This is a genomic window from Paenarthrobacter sp. 10N417 (assembly GCF_056394745.1).
The window spans coordinates 186,574-207,770 of sequence record NZ_JBFTIL010000005.1 but is presented as its reverse complement, the minus strand read 5'-3'; the positions used below and the strand labels follow the sequence as shown (position 1 = coordinate 207,770).

The following is a 21,197-nucleotide window of genomic DNA, read 5'->3' as shown; positions in this document are numbered from 1 at the left end:
CAGCTCGTGAGGGGGCTCGGCTCAGATGGCGGCAGCAGCGGAGCGGACGGCCACGGACAAGGCAGTTGCCGGGCGCCCGATCAGTTTCCGGAGATCACCGGTGGTCACCAAAAGGTCGCCGCGGCCAATGCCCAGATCGGTGTCGGCCAGGATCTGCGCGAAGCCTTCCGGCACCCCTGCGCCCGTCAGGAGATCGGCGTATTGGTCTGCCGGGAGGTCTCGATATTCGATGGACTTGCCTGATGCAGCGCTAATTTCGGCGGCCAGCTCGTCCAAGGTAAATGCCTCGTCACCGCCCAACTCATAGATCTTGCCGGCCTGGTGCTCCGCAACCAGAACCGCGGCCGCAGCTTGCGCGTAGTCTGCGCGGGAGGCACCGCTAACCTTGCCGTTTCCGGCACTGCCCGCAAGTGCGCCCTGCGCCAGCGTTCCCGGCAACTGGTCGGTGTAGTTCTCGATGTACCAGCTGTTGCGAAGGAGGACGAAGGGGACGCCGGATTCTTTGAGGATGGATTCCGTGGCCTGGTGCTCTGCAGCCAGCTTCATGCTGGTGGTGTCTGCGTTGGCAATGCTGGTGTAGGCGAGAAGCTCCACACCCTCGGCTTTTGCCGCCTCGATAACCGTGCGGTGCTGCTCTACCCGCTGTCCGACGGCGCTTCCCGATATGAGAAGGACCTTGGTGGCACCTTTAAGCGCCTGGGCGACCGACGCAGCGTCGTCGTAGTCCATTGCAGCGGCGCGAACGCCGCGAGCAACGAAATTGGACAGCTTTTCGATGGAGCGCCCGGTGGCGACAATGCTGTCAGCGGGTACATTGCGTTCAAGGAGGGCCTCTATGACGTGGCGGCCCAGCTGGCCTGTTGCTCCGGTAATGACGATGCTCATGACTGGTTCCTTTCAAGGAAATTAATGGGACGGTCACCGATCACAACCAACGCTTCCGCAGATAACTTCCCGAAAGAGAGTACGCACTTTAAGGTAAGGTACTGACATGAAAGTAAGTACCCTCCCGGCCACCGTCGCTGACGGCGTCTTCCCTGCCGGCTGCCCGAGCCGGACAGTACTGGACCACATCACCAGCAAATGGGGTGTGCTGATCCTGCTTTCGCTTTCCGAAGGCGATCAGCGATGGAGTGAACTGCGCCGACGCGCTGAGGGCGTCAGCGAAAAAATGCTGGCCCAAACCCTGAAAACGCTCGAACGGGACGGGCTGGTACGCCGCGACGCACAACCCGTCATCCCACCGCGCGTGGACTACAGCCTGACTGAACGCGGCCGCGAGCTCACGGCACTGCTTATACCCCTGGTGACCTGGGCCTTTGATAATGCCGAGGCAATCATCGGCGGCCAAAGTTAGCCTGGATCTCCGCGCCGAAACTATAGTTAATGCCAATGTTCGCGCGGAACATTGGCATTAACTGTCACCTCGGCGAAGGGATGGTGGGGGTTACCGGGCAGACCACCCACCGTCCATGGTGTAGCTCGCGCCGGTGACCATGCCGGCGTCGTCCGAGGCCATCCAGGCTGCCAACGACGCGACTTCCTCAACCTCCACCAGCCGCTTTACTGCCGACTCCGTCAGCATCACCTTGGCTAAGACCTCTGACTCGGGGATGCCGTGGAGCCGGGCTTGATCGGCGATCTGTCGCTCCACCAAGGGCGTGCGAACGTATCCAGGGTTGATGCAGTTGGACGTCACTCCATGCTCGCCGCCCTCCAAGGCAGTGACCTTGCTGAGCCCTTCCAGGCCATGCTTCGCGGAGACGTACGCGCTCTTGTAGGCCGAAGCGCGGAGCCCGTGAACCGAGGAGATGTTGATGATCCGGCCGAACCCATTGGCGTACATGTGTGGGAGCGCGGCCCGGATGAGGAGGAACGGGGCCTCCAGCATCAGGGCGAGTATCCGCCTGAATTCAGCAGGTTCGAACTCCTCGATCGGCGCTACTTTCTGGATGCCGGCGTTGTTGACCAGGATGTCGCAGTCAAGGCTGAGGGCGGCCAGGGCGTCGACGTCCAACAGGTCCACAGTCCAGGCAGTGCCGCCCAGCTCGTCGGCGAGGGCCGCAGCTCCGGAGGCATCGACGTCGGCCACTACAACTTTCGCCCCGCGGGCGGCGAGCGCGCGGGCGCAGGCTGCCCCGATTCCGCTGGCACCGCCGGTGACCAGTGCTTTGCGCCCATTCAAGGAGTTGTCCATGGAACTAGCCTTTCGAAGCTGAAGACGTAGTCAGACCGTGTCGCACGGCGTCGGCTTCGTCCACGTCCTGCAGCGCGATGCCCTTGGTTTCCTTCAACGACACAACGGCGACGACGGTGATGGCGCAGGCGACGACGAGGTAGATCGCCGTGGGCAGCCAGGAGCCGGTGTCCTTGAGCCATTGTGTTGCCAGCAGCGGCGCGAGTGACCCTGCGAAGATCGACGTAACCTGCGAGCCGAGCGAAACGCCGGAGTAGCGCATACGGGTGGGGAAGAGCTCGGACATGATTGCCGGCTGGCCTGCATACATGAACGCGTGCAGGCACAGCCCGATGGTCACGGCCAGCACGATGACCACGGCATTTTTGGTGTCGAACATGGGGAACGCGAAGAACGGCCATGTTGCGCCGGTGATGGCGCCCACCAGGTACACGGGCTTGCGACCCCAGGCGTCAACAAGACGCCCAACCTGGGGGATGACCAGGAAGTGGATCACGTGCGCAATAAGCAATGCGAGCAGCAGCGATGACGTGTCGTACTTGTGGACGCTCTTGAGGTAGACGATCGCGAAGCTGACCACCAGGTAGTACATGATGTTCTCGGCAAAGCGGAGGCCCATGGCCTGCAGGATGCCCTTGGGGTATTTGCGGATGACTTCGCCAACGCCGTAGCTGATGGCCTTGGATTCCTCCACCTGTGCCTTGGCCTCGAGGAAGATGGGTGCCTCGGTGACGTGGGTGCGGATGTAGTAGCCGACGAACACGATCACGGCGGAGAGCCAGAATGCTACGCGCCAGCCCCAGCCAAGGAAGGCTTCGCTGCTCAGTGTGGTGGACATGGTGAACAGAACTGCGGTGGCCAGAAGATTGCCCACGGGCACGGCTGCCTGAGGCCAGGATGACCAGAAACCGCGTGACTTGTTGGGGCTGTGTTCAGCGACCAGGAGCACGGCACCTCCCCACTCGCCACCGAGGGCGAATCCTTGGATGAAGCGAAGCGCCACCAGCATGGCCGGTGCCCAGTAACCCAGATCGGCGAAGCCGGGGAGGCAGCCCATGAGGAACGTCGAGACGCCGACGATCACAATGGTCAGCTGGAGCGTGGGCTTGCGGCCCAGTTTGTCGCCGATCTGGCCGAAGACGATCCCGCCGAGCGGGCGGGCTACGAAGCCAACCGCGTACGTCAGGAACGCCTGGATGATGCCGTCCAATTCGTTGCCGGTGCTCGGGAAGAAGTATTTGCCGAAAACCAGCGTTGCTGCGGTGGCGTACAGGAAGAACTCGTACCACTCCACCACTGTGCCCACCATGGAGGCAGCGACGATCTTCTTAAGGCCGGAGCCCTTGCCGGATTCGTTCCCGGCCCTTGATGTGGAGCGCTGCTCTACGCTCATATCCATCTCCTCAGTGTCCTCGTTGACCCTTTTGACGTGCTCTGATCCACAACACGAAATGCTCCACTGAGTATTACTGCAGATTCAGCCCTCCTCAATGACCAATCCGGCACCAAGTGTGTGCAGAATTGCAGATATGAATCCCAATCCGGACGATCTCCTCATCCTCCTCGCCGTCTCACGCTCAGGAAAATTCACGACGGCGGCGCAAGCCTTGGGCCTGAACCACACCACCGTTTCGCGCAGGATAGCGGCGCTGGAAAAGACTCTGGGCGGCCGCGTTCTCGCGCGCGCCGCCGGAGGCTGGGAAGTCACGGAGTTGGGGGCAGAGGCGGTGCTCGTAGCAGAACGCATCGAAACTGCGGTGGGTGCGCTGGGACCGAGCGACGGCGCGCCCGACCCCATTACCGGCGTCGTACGCATGACCGCAACGGATGGTTTCAGCGCCTATATAGCTGCGCCCGCCGTGGCGAAGCTGAGACGCGACCACCCTGGGCTCAGCGTCGAGATCGTCACCGTGACGCGGCGGGCGCTTCAGCAACGCTCGGGCCTGGACATCGAAGTGGTGGTCGGGACGCCACAGGTCCATCGGGCAGAGGCAATCCGTCTGGGCGAGTACCGGCTGGGAATGTACGCCTCGCGCTCCTACCTTGCGGACAACGGGACACCGGGCACCATCGAGGAACTGACGCAGCATCAGTTGGTCTACTTCGTGGATTCCATGCTCCAGGTGGATGATCTGGACGCACCAAGGAGGCTCGTCCCAACTATGCGCGACGGCCTGAGCTCCACCAACGTGTTCGTGCATGTGGAGGCGACGAGGGCAGGCGCGGGCGTGGGATTCCTGCCGTGTTTCATGGCCGACCGCCACGCAGATTTGGTGCGGCTCCTGCCTGCGGACTTCGCGGAACTGCTCCCCTACTGGATGGTCCTCCGTCCCGACTCGATGCGCCGCCCAGCGGTAGCCGCCGTCGTGCAGGCCCTGCGCGAGGAGACGGAAGGGCGGCGCGAGGAGCTACTGGGCTGAAGCCGCCGGCGGATCGTGCCGAACCGGGGTCCCGGCGGCGAAGGCCCGCACTTGGGTGTCGTTCCAGATGTGCGCAGGGACGGCCCCGCCCAGGAGCTTGCGGGCCAGCGTTGGATCGTCGMCGAATGGCACGTGGCTGCCGGCCATGATCATGTTTCCGTAGCGGCGGCCCTTGAGCATGGCGGGGTCGGCGATGATCATGGTGTGCTCAAAAGTATCGGCGATGGTGGCAGCATCAGCGCGTGCATTCTTCAGATCCGGGGCGTCGCCAGAGTTGACCACGTACAAGCCATCGGGGGCAAGGACAGCATCGGCGTGGGCGTTGAACTCGCGGGTGGTGAGGGCGCGCGGCGTGAAGGCTCCGGCGAAGACGTCCCTGATGATGAGGTCCCGCGTATTGGGGGTTAGGGACTCCGTCACTTCCCGAGCCTCGCCCACGCGGATCCGCAGCAAAGGCGCCTTGGGGAGTTCGAACCAGGCACGGACGTAGTCGGCGAGCTTCCCATCGAGTTCCACCACCACTTGCCGCGCATCCGGGTACGCCGCGTTGAAGTATCGCGCCATGGAACAGGCTCCCCCGCCCAGATGCAGGGCACGGAGTTTTGGCTTGGCCTCCCGTGGCCACCTCGATTCCACCAGCGCAGCAATCCAGCGCATGTATTCGAAGTCAAGGAACAGTGGATCGGCCAGGTCAATGTGCGAGCTCAGCACGCCGTTGATCTTCAGGAGCCAGCCGTTGTTGTTGTCAGGATCGGGAATCAGTTCGCAGTCGCCAGTGTCAATGTAATAGACGCCTGCAACGGGGCCGTCAGGACGGGTGCCGGGAGGCACCTCGATGACTCCCGCCGTCGATCTTCCCGCCCGGCCGGACTTGCCTGCCTTGCTGGATTTACCGGGTTTGGCCATTAAAACCGTCCTGCCTGAGTCATAGCTCCAGCCTAGTAGAGGAGCGATTGGTCGCGTTCCACGGGAGGATTTACTAAGGATGCTTACCATTCGAGGCCATTGGGCCATAAGATCTCTTCATGGAAGCTTTGGGGTCGGTTTGGGTAGAGGTGTTTACGGTCGCGTTCGCCTGGCTGACCGTGGTCTGCCTACTGATTGCCCGGGTGCCCAAACCGCCGAGCCTCCTGGAGGAGCCCCTCGAGGAAGAACCACCCGGCAACGAGGTACCGGCACCAGGAGCAAGCCAAGGACGGTCACGGCACCTCTTGCCCAAGCCACATGCAGCCAGGCGTCCCAGGCCGCGTAACCATGAGCGGGCAACACCTAACGCTTGACGGCGAGGCAACCAGACATTAATGCCCGACGGCGGGCCGCACCATCCGGTGTTCAGGAAGTGAGTACCACGAGGGGTCGCAAAGCTGCCGCTTGCCGTCGGGCACAAAACCATTGCGGCGGTAGAAGGCTTGGGCCCGCGGGTTGTCGTCGAGGACCCACAGGTAAGCCGGGCCGTCACCCAGGAGCGCATCCACCAGCGCCTGACCTACACCGCGGCCATGAATCCGCTGAAGGGTGTACAGCATGAACAGCTCCACCTCGCAGGGGCTGTCCTCGTCCCTTCCCGGTCCTGAAGCCGCAATCCCTACCAATTCACCATCGGGATCATGGGCCAGCATCCGTGGATGGCCGGCCGCGATCGACGCCCTGTACCGCTCGATCCTGTCCGGCAGGGCAGCTTCCTGCTTCGCGAAGAATTCCGGCGGCAGCAGATGCCCATAACTCTCCCGCCAGGACTGGACATGCATGACGGTCATGGCTTCGGCGTCGTCAACCGTTGCCGTGCGCAGCGTGAAATCCATCGGCTACCGCACTCTGGCGATAGCGAAGCCGTCCCAGCCCTTGCTGCCGACAGTTTGGATTGCGGTGGAATCAAGACGCGGGTCCTGGCCCAGCATTTCCAAGGCCTTGACGATGCCCGGCGCGTTTATCTCATCCCGCTCAGGCTCCAGGATGGAGCCGTCCCAGATGACGTTGTCGATCACGATCACCGTGCCCGGATGGCCAAGACGGATGGCCCATTCAAGGTAGTTGGCGTCGTTCTCCTTGTCCGCGTCGATGAACACGAAGTCGAAGGATTCCTCGCCGACCAATGTGGGAAGCGTGTCCAAAGCAGCACCTACCCTGATGTCCACCTTGTGCCCCACTCCTGCCGCGTCCACATTCGCCCGCGCGACGTCGGCGTGCTTTTGGAGGTACTCGCACGTCACCAGGCTGCCGTCGTCGGGAAGTCCCTGAGCCATCCAGATACTGCTGAAACCTGCCAAGGTGCCAATCTCCAGGACGTGCCTTGCTCCGGACAGCTGCACGAGCATCTTGAGCAGCTTCCCGGCATTCGGCGCCACTTCGATCTGTGGCATGCCTGCCTCGACTGCAGATGTCAGGGCGCGCTTATGGGCAGGATCAGGACGCACGACGACGTCAGTCAGGTAACGCTCGACGTCAATCCAACCGGGTTCAGCCACGTGTTCAATCATGGCCCCCAGTCTTGCACTGGTCACTGACAGTGGAAAGAGCTAGTCCGTGGTGGAAATTGCCTCTTCCAGACGCTCTATCTTGCCGGTCAGCTCACCGCTGTAACCGGGCCGGATGTCCGCTTTGATCACCAAGGAGACGCGGCTGCCGAAGCGGCCCACAGCCTCCGTGGCCCGTTTGACGACGTCAAAGACTTCGTCCCATTCGCCTTCGATGGTGGTGAACATGGAGTCCGTCTGATTCGGCAATCCGGACTCCCGGACGATCTTAACCGCGGCAGCCACGGCGTCGTGCACGGAGGCATCGGGGGTGGGTCCGCCGTTGGTGGCGGATGCGGGCTGGCCTGAAGGGGCGACTGAGAATGCAAGCAACATGAAATCCAGTGTTTCACGTACTGGTTTGTCACATAACGGCCTACTCCTGCGTAACAAGGGGTCAACCCCGGTCCGTTGCTACCCTGACAAGCATGGAACAGCCCTCCGAACGCAAGCCCCTCAGGGCCGACGCTGCACGAAATGTGGACAAAATCATCACCGCAGCCCGGCAGTGCTTCCGGGAACACGGTCCCGAAGTTCCCCTGCAGACCATCGCCGCCACGGCAGGAGTGGGTCCGGCAACGCTGTTCCGCAACTTCTCCGATAAAGAACAATTGGTACTTGCGGCCCTGTCCCGCCAACTCCGCCAGCATGTGGATCCTGTTGCCGATGCATCCCTCGAAGGCATGGACGCCGCCGAGGGTCTCATCAACGTCATCGACGCTGTGATGCAGGTGGCGAGCGAAGACGCCAACCTGCTTGACGCCGTCGCAGGCCGACGCGGACTCCTCATGGGCATTACCGGCGGCCTGATCGGCTCCATGGCCACGCTCCTGGAACGCGGTCAAGGCCAGGGTTCGCTGCGCCGCGATATCACCATTGAGGACATGGTCCGGCTCCTGGCCATGCTGATCGGCGCCGTAGACACCATGGAACCCGGCTCCGAAGCCTGGAAGCGTCCTGTGGCGCTCATTGAAGACGCCATCCGGACCGAACGTCCATCCCGCCCGCTCCCGGAACAATCACCCATCCCCGGTGTGACGCTCACGGACGACGTCTAGTCGACGGCCCTTGCTCCAGCCTCTGGAGGCCTGCCACTACCAGGTCTAGGGTGGGAATGGCGGCCGGGTTGGCCGGTCGTCCGTCGAACCCGAACCCGAACCCGACAGGAGCCGGCCATGACCCACCACATCAGCGCGATGATCGACGCCCATCCAAAGGGAACCGGTGTGCTGGACAAGGCGAAGCTGGCGGAATGTATTGCCGCCTGCTTTGAATGCGCCCAAACCTGTACAGCCTGTGCCGACGCCTGTCTGGGCGAGGATATGGTGGCCCAGCTGACAGCATGCATCCGGACCGATCTGGACTGCGCTGATATTTGTGCTGCGACCGGGACCATTCTGACGCGGCAAACCGGAACCAACTCCGCCATGGTGAGCGCAGTCCTCAAGGCATGCCAAACCGCCTGCGGAGTGTGCGCTGAGGAATGCGAACAACACGCACAGATGCACGAACATTGCCGGATCTGCGCGGAAGCCTGCCGCCGCTGCGAAGCCGCCTGCGCCGGCTTGCTAGCGAGTCTCACCTAAAACCGGTTAGCCCCAGCCGAGCAGCCTCAGCAGCGCCGCTGCGGCAGCACCGGAAATAACCACCACCAGGAACGGCGCGCGAAGCCAAAGAGCGACGGCGGCCGCTGCCAATGCGCCGATGCGGGCGTCCAATACCAAACCTTGTCCGGACGCGAGGGCATTCACCACGGTCAGGGACGCCAGCAAACCAATCGTCATGGTGCCTGCGATGTGCATGATCCTGGGGCTCTGAAGCAGCTTGGCCGGGACAAAGTAGCCAACCAACTTGGTGAGGTACGCAAGCGCGCAGGCAATGAGGATCCAGAGCCAGAGGTTCACTCGTGCCCCCTGTTCCCGACGCCGCCATGCCCTCGCTTTTCTGCGTAGGGGTCCAGGTCCGGCTCGAGTCCTTCATCCATGCGTGCATGGCTGAACCAGCCGATCACACCGGCCACCAGCGCAGCCACCAGAATTGGGACTCCCGAGGGAACGAACGGCACGGCCAGAATGGTCGCAAGGGCGCAAGCGGCCGCAATGGCCCAGGGTTCGCGCCCCTTCAGCCTTGGCCACAGCAAAGCGAGGAACGCAGCAACTGCAGCCCCGTCCAAGCCCCACTGCTTGGGGTCGCCCATCGCATCGCCGGCCAGGGCGCCGATGGCCGTGAAGATATTCCAGAGAATGAATATTCCGATCCCGGCAGTCCAAAACCCGCGGCGTTGCTCATCGGGGTCCGACTGGCCGGACGCCGTCGCCGTTGACTCATCGATGGTGACATGGGCTGAGATGTAGCGCCGCCATCCACGTGGACGCAGCATGGCGTTGATTTGCATGCCGTAGATGCCGTTGCGCAGACCTAGCAAAGCGCTGGCCGTCATGGCTGCGACGCCAGATCCACCACCAGCCACTACTCCGATGAAAGCGAACTGCGAGCCCCCGCTGAACAGCAAAAGACTCAGCACCATTGTTTGCCAGAAATCGAAGCCCGACGCCACAGAAAGTGCGCCAAAGGACACGCCGTAAAGGCCTGTGGCGATGCTCAGCGACAAGGCAATCTTGAAAGCTGGCGACTCCCTGAGTTTCAAGGGAGCTGCTGGACCTTTGCTCACTTTCGCAGGCTCCAGGACCACAGGATAAGGGGAATCTGAAGAGGCAGCCTAAGGGTGTGGGCGCGCCGCTGGCCGGGCGTGCCGTTAGGACCATACGCACGGCGGAGGGCATCAATATGCCCTGCAAGGAATACGGTAAACATGGCTGTCGTCGCGTCAGCAGCCACTTTTCGGGTGGCCGGGATGAGAAGCCCGACGGCGGCAGTCGCCTCGAGCAGGCCGCTGGAAGCGACCCATTCCTCACGGGACATAAGAGCCAGTGGCCCATTCGGCTGACTTCCCGGCTCGTCCATGCGACACAAGTAGTCAGGTACCACAGGGTAGTAGAACCCCGGGCTGCGGAAATGCTTCATGGCACTGGCCAGGAGAAGTGCGCTCAGACCGATGGCAGAGGTGGTTTGGGTGGCACGGGCTGACCAGCGGAATGACATGAGACAACTCAATCACAAGCCCGGTGGGCCACCCTAAACTGCACCCAACCGGGTCGCAGCAGAGCGCGTTTTGAGGGCCCAAAACGCGCTCATCTGCTACCTGGATGGGACCTGAAGCTGGGCCAACACCTGCGCGGGTTTGTTGGTGGTGATCTCATGGATCCCCAGCCCCTGGCAGAGGGCTACGTCCTTCTCCGAGTCCACAGTCCAGACCCTGAACACCCTGCCGGATTCCAACCACCGCTGGACGTTGCGGGCGTGCTCCCTCACGTAGTCGATACCCGGTCCGGCAATTCCTACCTCACCGTGATCCAGGATGCGTTCGGCCTCCAACTGGGTTGCCTTCATGACATTTGCCACAGCACCTGCCGTGATCGGCCCGAGTCCCAGCTCTTGCCGCAACTCCTGCACCGAGAAATTGTCCACCAACTGGCAAATGTGCTGGGCTGGGACCTTCTTCAGCAGGTGTTGGATCGAGTCGGAATCGAAGCTCATGAAAGAGATCTGAATATTCTCCAGCCGGGACTCACCGGGCGTCCATCCCTCACTGAGCAGCACGTCCAGAACCCTGTCCTCGAGATTGAGCTGGTAGGGGCTAGGGTGCTTGAGCTCGATCGCCAAACCGATCTCGCGCCCGGCGCCACGCAGAATGTCCAGCAGTTCCGGCAAGGTAAGGAATTGATCAGCGATCCCGCCGTAAGCATCCGGTATCCGGGCGCCCTTCCAGGAGGAGAAGTCCAAGGCCCGGAGTTCCTCGAGGTTCTTCTCCGAGACAGGTCCGGTGCCGGTGGAAGTACGGTCCAGGTTGGCATCATGCAGCAGGACGACGTGCTGGTCCCGGGTCAAGTGGACATCGCACTCAACTCCGTCGGCACCGTCCGCGATCGCCTTGAGGTATGCCGCACGGGTGTGCTCGGCGAACGCAGCACTGGCACCGCGGTGGGCGTAGACCTTGGGCCGGCGAGGGGCCAAATCGTCGCTAGTCATGGAGCCACGGTAGCCCACGCGGCTGCACGCACGGGGCTACGCTGGGCTAATGCAGGTGAACTCTGAACAAATCCCAGCCGAAGACGTCACCACCCACGCCCGCTCAGCCCAAGCGGCAGCCTCGGGAGCCACCAAATCCGGCTCCGGCGTCGTCGGCCGTTCTGCCGGAGACGAGGAAAAGGTGGCCGCGCTGCGCCGCATGAAACGGCTGGCCCTGGCGCTGTTGATAGGCATGGCCATGGTGTTCATGGTGGCGTTCGCATTCCAGAAGCAGTACCCGTGGTTTGAATATGTGAGGGCTGCGGCCGAGGGTGGCATGGTTGGCGCGTTGGCCGACTGGTTCGCGGTCACGGCACTGTTCAAGTACCCCATGGGCTTGAAGATCCCGCACACAGCGATCATTCCGCGCCGGAAGGACCAGATCGGCGAATCGCTAAGTGAGTTCGTGGAGAGCAACTTCCTGTCCCAGGAGGTCGTGCAGGACAAGTTGGCGAGCATTGATATTGCCCGTAAGGCCGGCCGTTGGCTATCCGCACCGGGCGGGGCCGAACGTGTGGCCAAGGAAGGCGGCGCAATGATCCGCGGCGCGTTCACCGTTCTGAAGGACGACGACGTTCAGGCAGTCATCGAGGGCCTGGTCAGAAAGCATCTACTCACCCCGCCGTGGGGACCGCCCGTGGGGCGGATGGCGGAACGGATCTTCGCTGACGGGCATCATCACAAGTTGGTGGATCTGTTGGTTGATCGTGCCGCCGATTGGGTGGACGCGAACCATAGAACGGTGAACCGACTGGTTTCCGACCGGTCGCCGGTTTGGGTACCGACGTTCGTGGACGGGCTGGTGAGCGACAAGGTGTACGTCGAACTCCTGAAGTTCGTTCGCGCTGTGCAAAACGACCAGAACCATCAAGTGCGTAAATCGATCGACGCTTACCTGACGGACCTGGCGCAGGACCTGCAGCATGATCCCGCTATGATCGAGCGCGCCGAGACCATCAAGGCCCAGATCCTTGGCGATCCTGAAGTCCGGGAACTGGCCTCGCGCACCTGGGGAACGGTCAAGAACGCGCTGCTCACCGCCGTCGATGATCCGGACAGCGAACTCAGCCAGCGGTTCAAGAGCGCCGTCCGCGACTTCGGTTCCCGTCTGGTCAACGACGACGAACTCGCCGGCAAGGTCAACACTTGGATCGGGGACGCCGCGGGCTACCTCGTGAACACCTACCGATCGGATATTGCCGGCGTCATCTCGGACACAGTGGCGCGTTGGGATGCCGAGGAAACGTCCCAGAAGATCGAACTGCAGGTGGGCAAGGACCTCCAGTACATTCGCATCAACGGAACGGTGGTGGGTGCGCTGGCCGGGCTCGCGATCTTCACCGTGGCCCACCTGCTGTTTGGCTAGGGGGATCAGTGGCGTAGGCGGCGGCCAGCTCGTGCGGCGAAGTCATCCAACGCTCTGACGATGTCCCTTGCGAGCCAGACGCTGGTGCCCCCTACTTTCCCGGCAGGAGTAAGGACGCCAGCCGCCTCCAGCCGTTGCACTGCCCTGTACGCCGTTGCCTGTGAGATCCTGGCGTAACCGGCTGCCATCTCAGCGGTGATTGCGGGTTCGCGAGGCAGCAGCTCAAGGACTTTCAGCACGGATTCCTGAGCAGATCCGAGCTTTTCACGGAGCTCCTTTTGTGCAGCCCGGATGTCCTCCACCAGCAACCGGCCGTTGTCCACGGCGAGCATGGCAGACTCGGCAAAGCGCTCAATGATGGGCAGGATGTTCCCCTGACGGTAGTCACCCAGGGCGTCGAAGTAGAAGCGGGTATTGGTCAGCAGCCCTGAAGAAACAGGGATGGTTACCTTTTCAGTTACCCCCTTGGCACGGAGCAGGGCGCTAACGATTGCCCTCCCCGTTCGGCCGTTGCCGTCCGCAAAGGGGTGGATGGTTTCGAACTGTGCGTGTGCCAAGGCGGCTTGAGTCAGGGCCGGGATGTCGTCCCGGCGCATGAACTCGACCAGGTCTTCCATGGCTACCATCACGCGTCCGTGATGCGGCGGCACGAACTCCGCTGAGTGGGGTGAATTGCCTCGGATCCAGACCTGCCTGTCCCGGTATTCCCCAGCTATGACTTGGTCGGAGGAGGCCAGGAGGGTGTGATGCATGGTGCCGATATTCTCGACGCTCAGGTCTTCAGACAAGGCAATCGCAGCCTCCATGGCACGCACGTTGGACGCGATCAGTGCGGCGTTAGGGCTCGAGCGATCACCCAATTGCGCCAGCACAATCTTCCGCGCACCGGCCGTAAGGTTCTCGATCTGGGAACTCGATGCCGATTCACTTCGGAGCAGCAGGGCCGCGAACGGTGCAGAGTCCTGTCCCAACTCGGCATCGAACCGGACCATTTCCACAGTGGCTGCCTCAACAAGCGACTGGGTCCGGGAATCAACCTCAGGATTGATGCGAGCAATTTCTGCCGGGATAGCAGCCTCGTAGGGGCCGCGGGCCAGGAGCCGTTGACGCCTCGAGGTTCCCGGTTCTCCATCTGCGGCCCAAGGATGCTCTTCGTAGCTGATTGATGGCCAGGCAAGCATATTGCTCATGATTCTCCTTGAGAAGATCGATAGCCTATTTTCTCACAAATCGCCATTCATGAGAAAATCGCGGCATTCATTTCTCACTACCGAGCATCAGTGAGAAAATCTGCCCGTGATCTTTTCACCCCAACAAATGAACCATCTGTCCCGGACGCGCTTGGCCCAGCAGGTCCAGATCTTCGTCCCGAACAACTGCGATCACGGGGGACTTACTCGTCGGAGGGTGCCCGGCCAGTGCAATGACAGGAAAGCCCGACGGCGGCAGCAGGACCGACCCTGACAGCAACGGTTGTGACTGGGGTGCTGGAGTCGTGGCCGGCACAGTCGCACCAGCCAGCCCAGCGGCACCCGCCACCCCAGCCGGTTCAAGGGGGCGCCCCACCAACCGGGCACCCACCCGGTCCGATTCCGGTGAGAGGATCCATGGTTCGCTGGTCAGCCGAAGCCATGTACCGGCGTCGTAATTTTGGGCTTGCGGACCGCGCTCCACCCGGGCGACCACCGGACGTTCGGGGTCCAGGGCCCGACGCAGAGCGTGGTTCTCAGCAGGAATATTGTGGGCGTGGGGGCGCCCGAAAGTCAGTGTGCCGCCAGCGCGAAGGGGTTCTGCCTGGGGTTCGATACCACCCTGAACGGCCAGGTAGTACCGGATCCCGAACAGCGCCGGCCCAAACTCCAACACCGCCCCTGGGCTGACGCGAACAGCCTTGTTAAAAGGCAGCTCGGAGCCGTTGAGCTTGACCACGCCTTCCGCGCCGGTAATCGCGAGTGCCGAGGCCGTGACGAACCGAAGCCGGAGACCACCCAAAAGTATCTCCAGGCCGCCCGCGGAGTCAGGGTTGCCCAGCAGCGCGTTGGCAAGGTGCAGGGAAGCCCTGTCCAAGACCTGGTCACGTGCAAGGGCCAGGGTCGAGGGGCCTGGATCAACAACAACGGCTCCCATTAAGAGCTCCTCTTCAACGTGCGTTCCAGACCAAACTAGGCGAACGCTTCAATCTCCACCCCTGCTTCCTCCAAGCCTGCCCGAACCGCCGCGGCCATGTTCACAGCGCCCGGAGTATCACCATGGATGCACAGGGAATCGGCACTGACCGGGACAACCGTTCCGTCCACGGCTACCACTTCTTTCCGCGTCGCGAGGCGGACGGCCTGGGCGACCACCGCGGCGGGATCGTGCAGCACGGCACCTTCGTCCGAGCGCGGGACCAGTGTGCCGTCAGGAAGGTACGCCCTGTCCACGAATGCTTCCCGGAAGACGGGGTGTCCGGATTCCTCGGCCAGCTTCAGCCATGCCGAGCCCGGCAATCCCAGCACCGGCAGCCCGGGATCGTAGGCGTGGACGGCAGCAACTACGGCTTCAGCTTGGTCGGGGTCGTGGACGATCCTGTTGTACAGCGCGCCGTGCGGTTTGACGTAATCCACGGAAGCTCCCACTGCATGGGCCATCCCATCAAGGGCACCGAGCTGGTAGAGGACATCGCCGAACAGTTCGTCGAAGGTCATGTCCAGCGAGCGCCGCCCAAAGCCGGCCAGATCCCGGTACCCAACATGCGCGCCAACGCGAACGTCCAGTTCGAACGCGGCACGGCAGCTGTCCAGCATGGTCAGGGGGTCTCCTGCGTGGAAACCGCAGGCCACGTTGGCGCTGCTCACGATGCGGAACATCGAGGCGTCGTCGCCCATGGTCCAGGAGCCGAACGACTCCCCCAGATCAGCGTTGAGGTCCACTGTTACCGCCTTCCAGCGTCAGATTGTTGTTGGTCTCGTCGGCAGGTGCGCTTGTGAGCAGTTCGCCGGGGATCGTATCCGGCAGCGGCCCGAAGGCTTCCTTGGCAGTTGCAACTACGGCGCGGCCCATCATCAGGTTGCCGGCACCACCCACCACGGCACCCACTCCAAAAGGCAGGGCCCGTCCAAGGAAGGCCGAGCCTTGCCGCTTCAGGAGGTTCTTCAGAAAGGCGCGCTGGATGGCATCGCGAATGACGCCGAAGCCGCTGCCCGGAATCTTCTTGGTGAGTGTGGTGCCCCAGGCATTGGTCACGCCCTTGCCTCGTCCCAGGGACTGGCCACTGAGGGCGCCCAGCAGCGATGTGCCTTCCTCGCCGAGCATGATGGCCATGACCATTGTCCGCGCGCGTTCCGGGTCGGTCAGCCTGATGCCGTGGAGTTCCGCCAGCGTCGATGCGTACAGCGCGGTCGTCTCGAGAAACCCAACGGTGGCAAGGGCCGAGAGTCCCAACGAAGCTGCTGTTCCGATCCCAGGCACGACGGCGGTTGCCCCCACGGCAGCTCCCCCGCCTGTGATGGCGGCCAGGTAGCCGCGCTCCAGTTTCGCGGCAAGCTGCGCGGGCGTTGCCTTTGGATGCCTGCGCTGCATTCTGCGCAGATTTGCCAGGACAAGTGGCCGCTGGATCTCGACAGCGCGCAGCAAAACATTGTGCACGCCCGGCTTGGTGTTGCCTTGGGCGTCGAATACTGCGTTATGGGCTGTCTCTTGGGCGATTTTCACCGCCGGGTTGGGTCGCTTGGGCATCTTCACCTCTGCATGGCAGTTAGTCGTTTCGCGGAGAACTACTGCGTTCAGCCTATGCCACTGACCTCCCAATACTCCCTACCCGGCGTAGACTTGGGTGCACTCGCGGAAGCAGTCCAAGCAAGGACAGGGAGTATCCGTCATGAACGCAAACAACAAGCCTGAACACATCATCCGGCACCACACCGACGCTCCTGCAGAGGGAGAAACGGAGGGCTGGGTTTCGCACGATACCGGCATCCACAGCCAGGATCCTGCCGAAGGTCCGGACATCGACGACGCCGACGCCCCGCCGTCGGGCGCTTCATAACCCCGGAGCTGCGGGCTCATTTCGAGGCGGGCCCCGTGGTGCTGCGGATGACCAAGTGCGGTGTCCGCACAAGGTGCGCGGGCGGCGTCGAACCTTCGAGTCGATCAATGGCACGGTCGACGGCGGCCCGCGCCAGGAGCGGGGCGTCCTGGCTGACGGAGGACAACTGGACGTAGCTAAGGCGGGCGAACTGGCTATCGTCGTAACCCAGGACTGACACATCCTCAGGGACCCTGAGCCCGGCCGCCCGGAAGCTTTCCCAGATGCCCAAAGCGCAGCGATCGTTGAAGGCAAGAACGGCGGTGGGAAGGTCCTCCAGAAGCTCCAGGCCAGCCCGGAGGCCGTCTTCTTCGGTGGCGCCGCCCGGAATCACCCGGGATTCGAGTCCCCGGTCAGCCATCTCTGCCCGGAATGCTTCGCGCCGCTGTGGACTCGAGACAGCGTCCCCACCGTCCACGTGGGCAATTCTCTGATGCCCCAGCGAGCTGAGATATTCCAGCGCGATGCGGACACCGGCGTCGTCATCACTGCTGACCGAGTCCAGGGATTCGCCGACGTCGTCGCGGAGCAGGCTGACCACTGGGAGCCTTGCGGCATAATCTGCTAACTCGTCCTCCCCCAGAGCGGGAGAAATCATGATCAGGGCTTCACAGCCAAGGTCCAGGAGAGATTCGATGGCCCGTGATTCCGGCCTGCCGTTGGCCACTGCGCTCAGCGCGATATCGTATCCGCGCAACGTTGCTCCGGCGTAGGCGGCGTCGACAATTTCGGCGTGGAACGGGTGCGACGTGGAAAAGCTGACGCCCAGGAGCCTGGTCCGGCTGCTCCGGAGGAGACGTGCACGGCTGTCGGGACGGTAACCGAGTTCCTTGGCCGCTTGCTGGACTTTGAGCCGCGTGGCTTCAGAGGCTCCAGGGGCGTCCCGCATCACGATGGACACGAGAGCACGGGAAACCCCGGCCGCTTCAGCCACATCCATCAGGGTGGGACGTTTTCCCATCATTGCCCTCCTCTGCCCGCAGCCAGTCTATAGAACGATCTAAGACGCAAACGGCGGGCGCTGGGTCTGACGCCAGACGTGCGGCCGGCCGCGACTCAGACGACCGACCGCACTAGCCCGGTATCGCAGTGACGGCGCCCCGGGTGGGCCCCAGAACCCACCACATCCATCACTGCCAACTCAGCGTTGTCCGCGGACATGCGCCGAAAAGGGCAACGGCACACTACGCGGTACAACGACTTGGGCACTGGATATGTGCGTTGACCTGCGGAAACGTGACGCGGGCTTTTGGAATAATCTTCAGCATTCCCCGATCAGCGTTCTCTGGGCAACATTCCCTCGCTGTATTCCGGCGAACCAAAGAAATCCTTCATGTACCCATCGGGGCGCGGAGCCGCTGTGCCTCGAATGGCTAGCTCAGTCGGGCTAAAGGAGACCCGGCGGAGGCGCCAATGACACCTGCTCGCTTATTCTTGGCAGTTCCCCTGTGGCTGTCCAGAGCGAAAGACTGTCTGGTCCGCCAGGATCGTCCGTTCCCACCATCAAACGGGCGGCACCGTGTTCTGTTACCGATTAAATTCATGGGTTACTCACAGGCAGGAGGCCGCGGAACGTAGTCATTTTCCCGGTCTTATCGAACTAGACTCACACGAGGAACTGCCCACGGTCCGGGTTGCTCCGGTTTTGAGGGGACGGAACGTGCCAAGTGAAGCCAACAAGCCGGGATCAGCACCGGTCCTGGATATCCACCAACTGAGAGTCGCCTACGGTGGCCGGACAGTGGTCGACGAGGTCAGCTTCCGGATTCAGCGCGGCGAGATCTTCGGCCTGCTGGGCCCGAACGGTGCAGGGAAAACCAGTACCCTCAGCGCCATCGAGGGGCTGGTTACGCCAACGTCAGGCACCCTGCTGGTAGACGGTATCGATGTCCAACAGCAGCCCCTGGCGGTCAAAGCACTCCTTGGAGTGCAACTGCAATCATCCAGTTTCCAAGCCGAACTGAACATTCAAGAGATTACAAAACTCTATGCCGGACTCTATGATGTGAAATTCTCCCCTGAGCAGGTCCGCGAGAGCCTGCGCACTGTCGGTCTCGCCGACGGACTAGGCAAAAAATTCAAACAGTTATCGGGCGGGCAACAGCAACGCCTCGCACTGTTTATCGCCACCGTCCATAACCCCCTCCTGCTCTTACTCGACGAACCGACCGCCGGGTTGGACCCCCAATCACGCCGCGGACTATGGCGACGCATCGAGGAGCTCCGCGCGGAAGGCAACAGCATCCTGCTCACTACCCACTCGATGGAGGAGGCCCAGGCAGTCTGTGACCGGGTGGCGATCATCGACCACGGAAAACTGCTCACCGAGGGAAGACCGTCGGAGCTGATCAACAAGCATAAGGACGACCCCAGGGTGCTTTCGGTCGCGCATGGAGCGCCGACACTGGAAGACGTCTTCATCGGACTGACAGGAAGTGAGATCCGTGACTAACATCGGTGTCAACACCGCGCGCCCGCCGCTTGGCCTGGCCTTCCGGTCGCTGCTTCGCGCCGATTTCCTGGTGCTGCTCAACGGTAAGACATCGCTCTTCCTGAGCATCCTCCTGCCCATAGTGGTCCTGGTTGCCAACACAGTTGGCAAGGGCCAAAGCCGACTCGGCGGATCCAGCCTGGTCATCGGCCTGGCCCTGACGTTGGGCCTGCTCACCTCAGGCCTGTTCGGATACACGCTCGCGCTGGCCCATGACCGCGATGTCGGGGTGCTCCAACGGCTGCGGGTCACGCCTGCGCCAACCTGGATGATCATGACCAGCCGCGTCCTCGTCCAAGTGGCCATCAACCTCCTCGCCTCCGTCATCGTCGTCATCGTCGGTGTGATCGCCTACGCGCTGACACTCAACCCGGGGCAGTACCTTCTGGTCATTGCGGTCGCCATCCTCGGCGCCGCAGTGTTCCTCTCCATCGGGCAAGCCGTCGTCGGATTGGTCCAATCCACCAGCGCCATCAACGCGATCACGCGCGTACTCATGATCCTCCTGCTCCTCCTCGGCCTCCTGGGCGGAACCGGTATCCTCGGCGACACGATGAAATCGATCGCAGCCTGGTCACCCGTCGGCGCACTCATGACACTCTTCGCCGATACATTGAACGCTTCCTCATGGAGCGGCCAAGACACCAACTCCCTCCTGGCATGCATCGGTTATGTCGCCGTATGCGCCACGATAGGCGTCCGCTGGTTCCGCTGGAACTCTCGGTTCATCTGACTTCAGCTCTGCGCCTCACAAAAAACCCGAGCCACGCCAACATCCATCGATTCGCCGGGAGTCATCCGCTCAAGACACCACCGCATGTGCCAGTGCGGCTCGCGATCTGCATTGGAGAATCCGCGGCTAAGCAAGTACTCGGCAGCGTGTCCAGCTGCCAGGAAGATCACTTCCCCGTCAGGGGTGTCGATCACAAACTGGACGTTTCTCATACCGGTTCAGTCCGCACATCCGTTGCAATACACAGCACCAAACACCAGCCGACTTCTATATCCTTTGGATGGAGACGACAAAGGGTAGAAAGTCCTTCCAACTGCTGCTCGTAGTGCACTGTTTATGGTCAGCTTGTCGCGTCGTCGGCCGGTTCTTCCCGCATTGCCCGCAGGCTCCGGGGCCCTGGAGACGGTCGCCGCGGCTCGCGGTCACCCGCCGAGCCGCCTCTGCCCAACCACAGGATCACCCGCGATCCTATGGGCACCTTCGCCCCCGATTCCGGACTCTGGCCGGTGACGACGCCGCTAGGCCAACCGAACCCCTCCAGAGGCAGGCCGTCTGGATCGGGGCCGACCGCAACGAGTTTACTGTCCACCAGGATGGCCCTTGCTGATTCGAGGGACAAACCGACGACATTCGGTACCGTGACGTTTGACTGCCTTCCCCCTCGTCCGGCTGCCTCGCCGACCAACCCGGCGGCCGCAGCGGCCTCCACCGCGCGAGACGCCGGCGCGGCAGAGGCAGGCAGGACGGCTCCGGTTGGAACGACCTCGTCAAAATCTCGCCAGCGTTCCCACGCCGATTGCCGGGCGATCCCCAATCGGGCGGCGATTTCCGCCCACGACGAGCCGCGGCCACGTGCCGCATGAACAGCCGCGAGCTCCGCTTGATCCAGCAGATACCGCAACTGCCGGACATCACTGAGCGCACCCAAGGCTTCTGGGTTGCCCGGCGGAGCATCGCGGGCATCTCCGAACCATGAGCGCAGGCGCTCCCACATTGTCAGGCCTTCACTCCACGGATCCCGCTGCGCACCCATATTGTCAGGATATCCTGACGAGGCAGTCTCGTCGATGGGTCAGGCGGCGAGCACGACTCGGACCTGGCGTCCCGGCGACCTGCACTGAATCCCTCTTGATCAACGCCACCGAGCCGGTGGTTGATGATCAGGGGACTAGGCTCTGGTACGACCCGTTGGACCCTGGCAACGACAAGAAGATTGTGGTGAAACCGGCCCAGGATATGCCCCTGCGCGCATCGTGATCCTGCGCCCCGGAAAGTGTTGCCGC

At 62.5% G+C, this 21,197-nt stretch carries 25 protein-coding genes; 8 read left to right on the top strand and 17 right to left on the bottom strand.

Annotated features, from left to right (window positions below):
* Positions 1–21: 21 nt before the first annotated feature.
* Complete coding sequence (locus AC1DCM_RS08505) at positions 22–885, bottom strand: SDR family oxidoreductase (protein WP_442016411.1); 864 nt, start codon at positions 883–885, stop codon at positions 22–24.
* Positions 886–991: 106 nt separating this feature from the next.
* Here AC1DCM_RS08505 and AC1DCM_RS08500 point away from each other — a divergent pair, with 106 nt between their 5' ends.
* The gene (locus AC1DCM_RS08500; RefSeq protein ID WP_091464815.1) at positions 992–1,357 is read left to right on the top strand and encodes a winged helix-turn-helix transcriptional regulator; all 366 of its coding nucleotides are present in this window, start codon (positions 992–994) and stop codon (positions 1,355–1,357) included.
* Between the two features lie 90 nt (positions 1,358–1,447).
* Here the strand turns inward: AC1DCM_RS08500 and AC1DCM_RS08495 are convergent, their stop codons facing one another.
* Together AC1DCM_RS08495 and AC1DCM_RS08490 are read right to left on the bottom strand one after the other, a co-directional pair.
* The gene (locus AC1DCM_RS08495; protein WP_442016410.1) at positions 1,448–2,197 is read right to left on the bottom strand and encodes a 3-hydroxybutyrate dehydrogenase; all 750 of its coding nucleotides are present in this window, start codon (positions 2,195–2,197) and stop codon (positions 1,448–1,450) included.
* Between the two features lie 4 nt (positions 2,198–2,201).
* Positions 2,202–3,590: an MFS transporter gene (locus AC1DCM_RS08490; protein ID WP_442016409.1), complete on the bottom strand. Its 1,389-nt coding sequence runs from the start codon at positions 3,588–3,590 to the stop codon at positions 2,202–2,204.
* A 136-nt stretch (positions 3,591–3,726) separates the two neighbouring features.
* Here AC1DCM_RS08490 and AC1DCM_RS08485 point away from each other — a divergent pair, with 136 nt between their 5' ends.
* Positions 3,727–4,617, top strand: a complete 891-nt coding sequence (locus AC1DCM_RS08485) for a LysR family transcriptional regulator (RefSeq protein WP_442016408.1) — start codon at positions 3,727–3,729, stop codon at positions 4,615–4,617.
* Here the strand turns inward: AC1DCM_RS08485 and AC1DCM_RS08480 are convergent.
* From AC1DCM_RS08480 to AC1DCM_RS08465, 4 genes are all read right to left on the bottom strand, one after another.
* Positions 4,606–5,523, bottom strand: a complete 918-nt coding sequence (locus AC1DCM_RS08480) for a spermidine synthase (protein WP_477517960.1) — start codon at positions 5,521–5,523, stop codon at positions 4,606–4,608. The two genes, AC1DCM_RS08485 and AC1DCM_RS08480, sit on opposite strands and share 12 nt — an antisense overlap.
* A 392-nt stretch (positions 5,524–5,915) precedes the next feature.
* A complete protein-coding gene (locus AC1DCM_RS08475) occupies positions 5,916–6,419 on the bottom strand; it encodes a GNAT family N-acetyltransferase (RefSeq protein ID WP_442016406.1) in 504 nt (167 codons plus the stop codon).
* A gap of 3 nt (positions 6,420–6,422) precedes the next feature.
* Positions 6,423–7,094: an O-methyltransferase gene (locus AC1DCM_RS08470; protein ID WP_442016405.1), complete on the bottom strand. Its 672-nt coding sequence runs from the start codon at positions 7,092–7,094 to the stop codon at positions 6,423–6,425.
* A gap of 39 nt (positions 7,095–7,133) precedes the next feature.
* Complete coding sequence (locus AC1DCM_RS08465) at positions 7,134–7,466, bottom strand: thiamine-binding protein (RefSeq protein ID WP_442016404.1); 333 nt, start codon at positions 7,464–7,466, stop codon at positions 7,134–7,136.
* Positions 7,467–7,558: 92 nt separating this feature from the next.
* Between AC1DCM_RS08465 and AC1DCM_RS08460 the strand changes: the two genes are divergently transcribed.
* Together AC1DCM_RS08460 and AC1DCM_RS08455 are read left to right on the top strand one after the other, a co-directional pair.
* Positions 7,559–8,188 (top strand): TetR/AcrR family transcriptional regulator, encoded by a 630-nt coding sequence (locus AC1DCM_RS08460; RefSeq protein ID WP_442002837.1) that lies wholly within the window; start codon positions 7,559–7,561, stop codon positions 8,186–8,188.
* Positions 8,189–8,305: 117 nt separating this feature from the next.
* A complete protein-coding gene (locus AC1DCM_RS08455; protein WP_442016403.1) occupies positions 8,306–8,716 on the top strand; it encodes a four-helix bundle copper-binding protein in 411 nt (136 codons plus the stop codon).
* Between the two features lie 6 nt (positions 8,717–8,722).
* On the opposite strand, the gene AC1DCM_RS08450 is transcribed toward AC1DCM_RS08455, so the two are convergent.
* The 4 genes from AC1DCM_RS08450 to AC1DCM_RS08435 form a co-directional block, all read right to left on the bottom strand.
* The gene (locus AC1DCM_RS08450; protein ID WP_223947666.1) at positions 8,723–9,034 is read right to left on the bottom strand and encodes an AzlD domain-containing protein; all 312 of its coding nucleotides are present in this window, start codon (positions 9,032–9,034) and stop codon (positions 8,723–8,725) included.
* Positions 9,031–9,801 (bottom strand): AzlC family ABC transporter permease, encoded by a 771-nt coding sequence (locus AC1DCM_RS08445; RefSeq protein ID WP_442016402.1) that lies wholly within the window; start codon positions 9,799–9,801, stop codon positions 9,031–9,033. Before AC1DCM_RS08445 ends, AC1DCM_RS08450 begins: the two co-directional genes overlap by 4 nt.
* Entirely contained in the window at positions 9,798–10,232 is a 435-nt protein-coding gene (locus AC1DCM_RS08440; protein ID WP_442016401.1) for a DoxX family protein, read from the bottom strand. Before AC1DCM_RS08440 ends, AC1DCM_RS08445 begins: the two co-directional genes overlap by 4 nt.
* A gap of 96 nt (positions 10,233–10,328) precedes the next feature.
* Positions 10,329–11,219, bottom strand: a complete 891-nt coding sequence (locus AC1DCM_RS08435; RefSeq protein WP_442016400.1) for a glycerophosphodiester phosphodiesterase — start codon at positions 11,217–11,219, stop codon at positions 10,329–10,331.
* Positions 11,220–11,268: 49 nt separating this feature from the next.
* Here AC1DCM_RS08435 and AC1DCM_RS08430 point away from each other — a divergent pair, with 49 nt between their 5' ends.
* Positions 11,269–12,624 carry a DUF445 domain-containing protein gene (locus AC1DCM_RS08430; protein WP_442016399.1) on the top strand — a complete coding sequence of 452 codons (1,356 nt, stop codon included), beginning with the start codon at positions 11,269–11,271 and terminating at the stop codon, positions 12,622–12,624.
* A gap of 5 nt (positions 12,625–12,629) precedes the next feature.
* On the opposite strand, the gene AC1DCM_RS08425 is transcribed toward AC1DCM_RS08430, so the two are convergent.
* From AC1DCM_RS08425 to AC1DCM_RS08410, 4 genes are all read right to left on the bottom strand, one after another.
* Positions 12,630–13,814, bottom strand: coding sequence for a Fic family protein (locus AC1DCM_RS08425; RefSeq protein WP_442016398.1), 1,185 nt, complete (start codon positions 13,812–13,814; stop codon positions 12,630–12,632).
* A 115-nt stretch (positions 13,815–13,929) separates the two neighbouring features.
* A complete protein-coding gene (locus AC1DCM_RS08420; RefSeq protein WP_442016397.1) occupies positions 13,930–14,751 on the bottom strand; it encodes a 5-oxoprolinase subunit C family protein in 822 nt (273 codons plus the stop codon).
* Positions 14,752–14,786: 35 nt separating this feature from the next.
* Entirely contained in the window at positions 14,787–15,536 is a 750-nt protein-coding gene (locus AC1DCM_RS08415; protein ID WP_442016396.1) for a LamB/YcsF family protein, read from the bottom strand.
* Complete coding sequence (locus AC1DCM_RS08410; protein WP_442016395.1) at positions 15,520–16,341, bottom strand: hypothetical protein; 822 nt, start codon at positions 16,339–16,341, stop codon at positions 15,520–15,522. Before AC1DCM_RS08410 ends, AC1DCM_RS08415 begins: the two co-directional genes overlap by 17 nt.
* 142 nt (positions 16,342–16,483) lie before the next feature.
* Between AC1DCM_RS08410 and AC1DCM_RS08405 the strand changes: the two genes are divergently transcribed.
* Complete coding sequence (locus AC1DCM_RS08405) at positions 16,484–16,651, top strand: hypothetical protein (protein ID WP_431117651.1); 168 nt, start codon at positions 16,484–16,486, stop codon at positions 16,649–16,651.
* Positions 16,652–16,667: 16 nt separating this feature from the next.
* Here the strand turns inward: AC1DCM_RS08405 and AC1DCM_RS08400 are convergent, their stop codons facing one another.
* Entirely contained in the window at positions 16,668–17,654 is a 987-nt protein-coding gene (locus AC1DCM_RS08400; RefSeq protein WP_442016394.1) for a LacI family DNA-binding transcriptional regulator, read from the bottom strand.
* Positions 17,655–18,350: 696 nt separating this feature from the next.
* Between AC1DCM_RS08400 and AC1DCM_RS08395 the strand changes: the two genes are divergently transcribed.
* Both AC1DCM_RS08395 and AC1DCM_RS08390 read left to right on the top strand, forming a co-directional pair.
* Positions 18,351–19,142, top strand: coding sequence for an ABC transporter ATP-binding protein (locus AC1DCM_RS08395; protein ID WP_442016393.1), 792 nt, complete (start codon positions 18,351–18,353; stop codon positions 19,140–19,142).
* A complete protein-coding gene (locus tag AC1DCM_RS08390) occupies positions 19,135–19,914 on the top strand; it encodes an ABC transporter permease (RefSeq protein WP_442016392.1) in 780 nt (259 codons plus the stop codon). Before AC1DCM_RS08395 ends, AC1DCM_RS08390 begins: the two co-directional genes overlap by 8 nt.
* A gap of 340 nt (positions 19,915–20,254) precedes the next feature.
* Here the strand turns inward: AC1DCM_RS08390 and AC1DCM_RS08385 are convergent, their stop codons facing one another.
* Complete coding sequence (locus AC1DCM_RS08385; RefSeq protein ID WP_442016390.1) at positions 20,255–20,947, bottom strand: PASTA domain-containing protein; 693 nt, start codon at positions 20,945–20,947, stop codon at positions 20,255–20,257.
* Between the last annotated feature and the right edge of the window lie 250 nt (positions 20,948–21,197).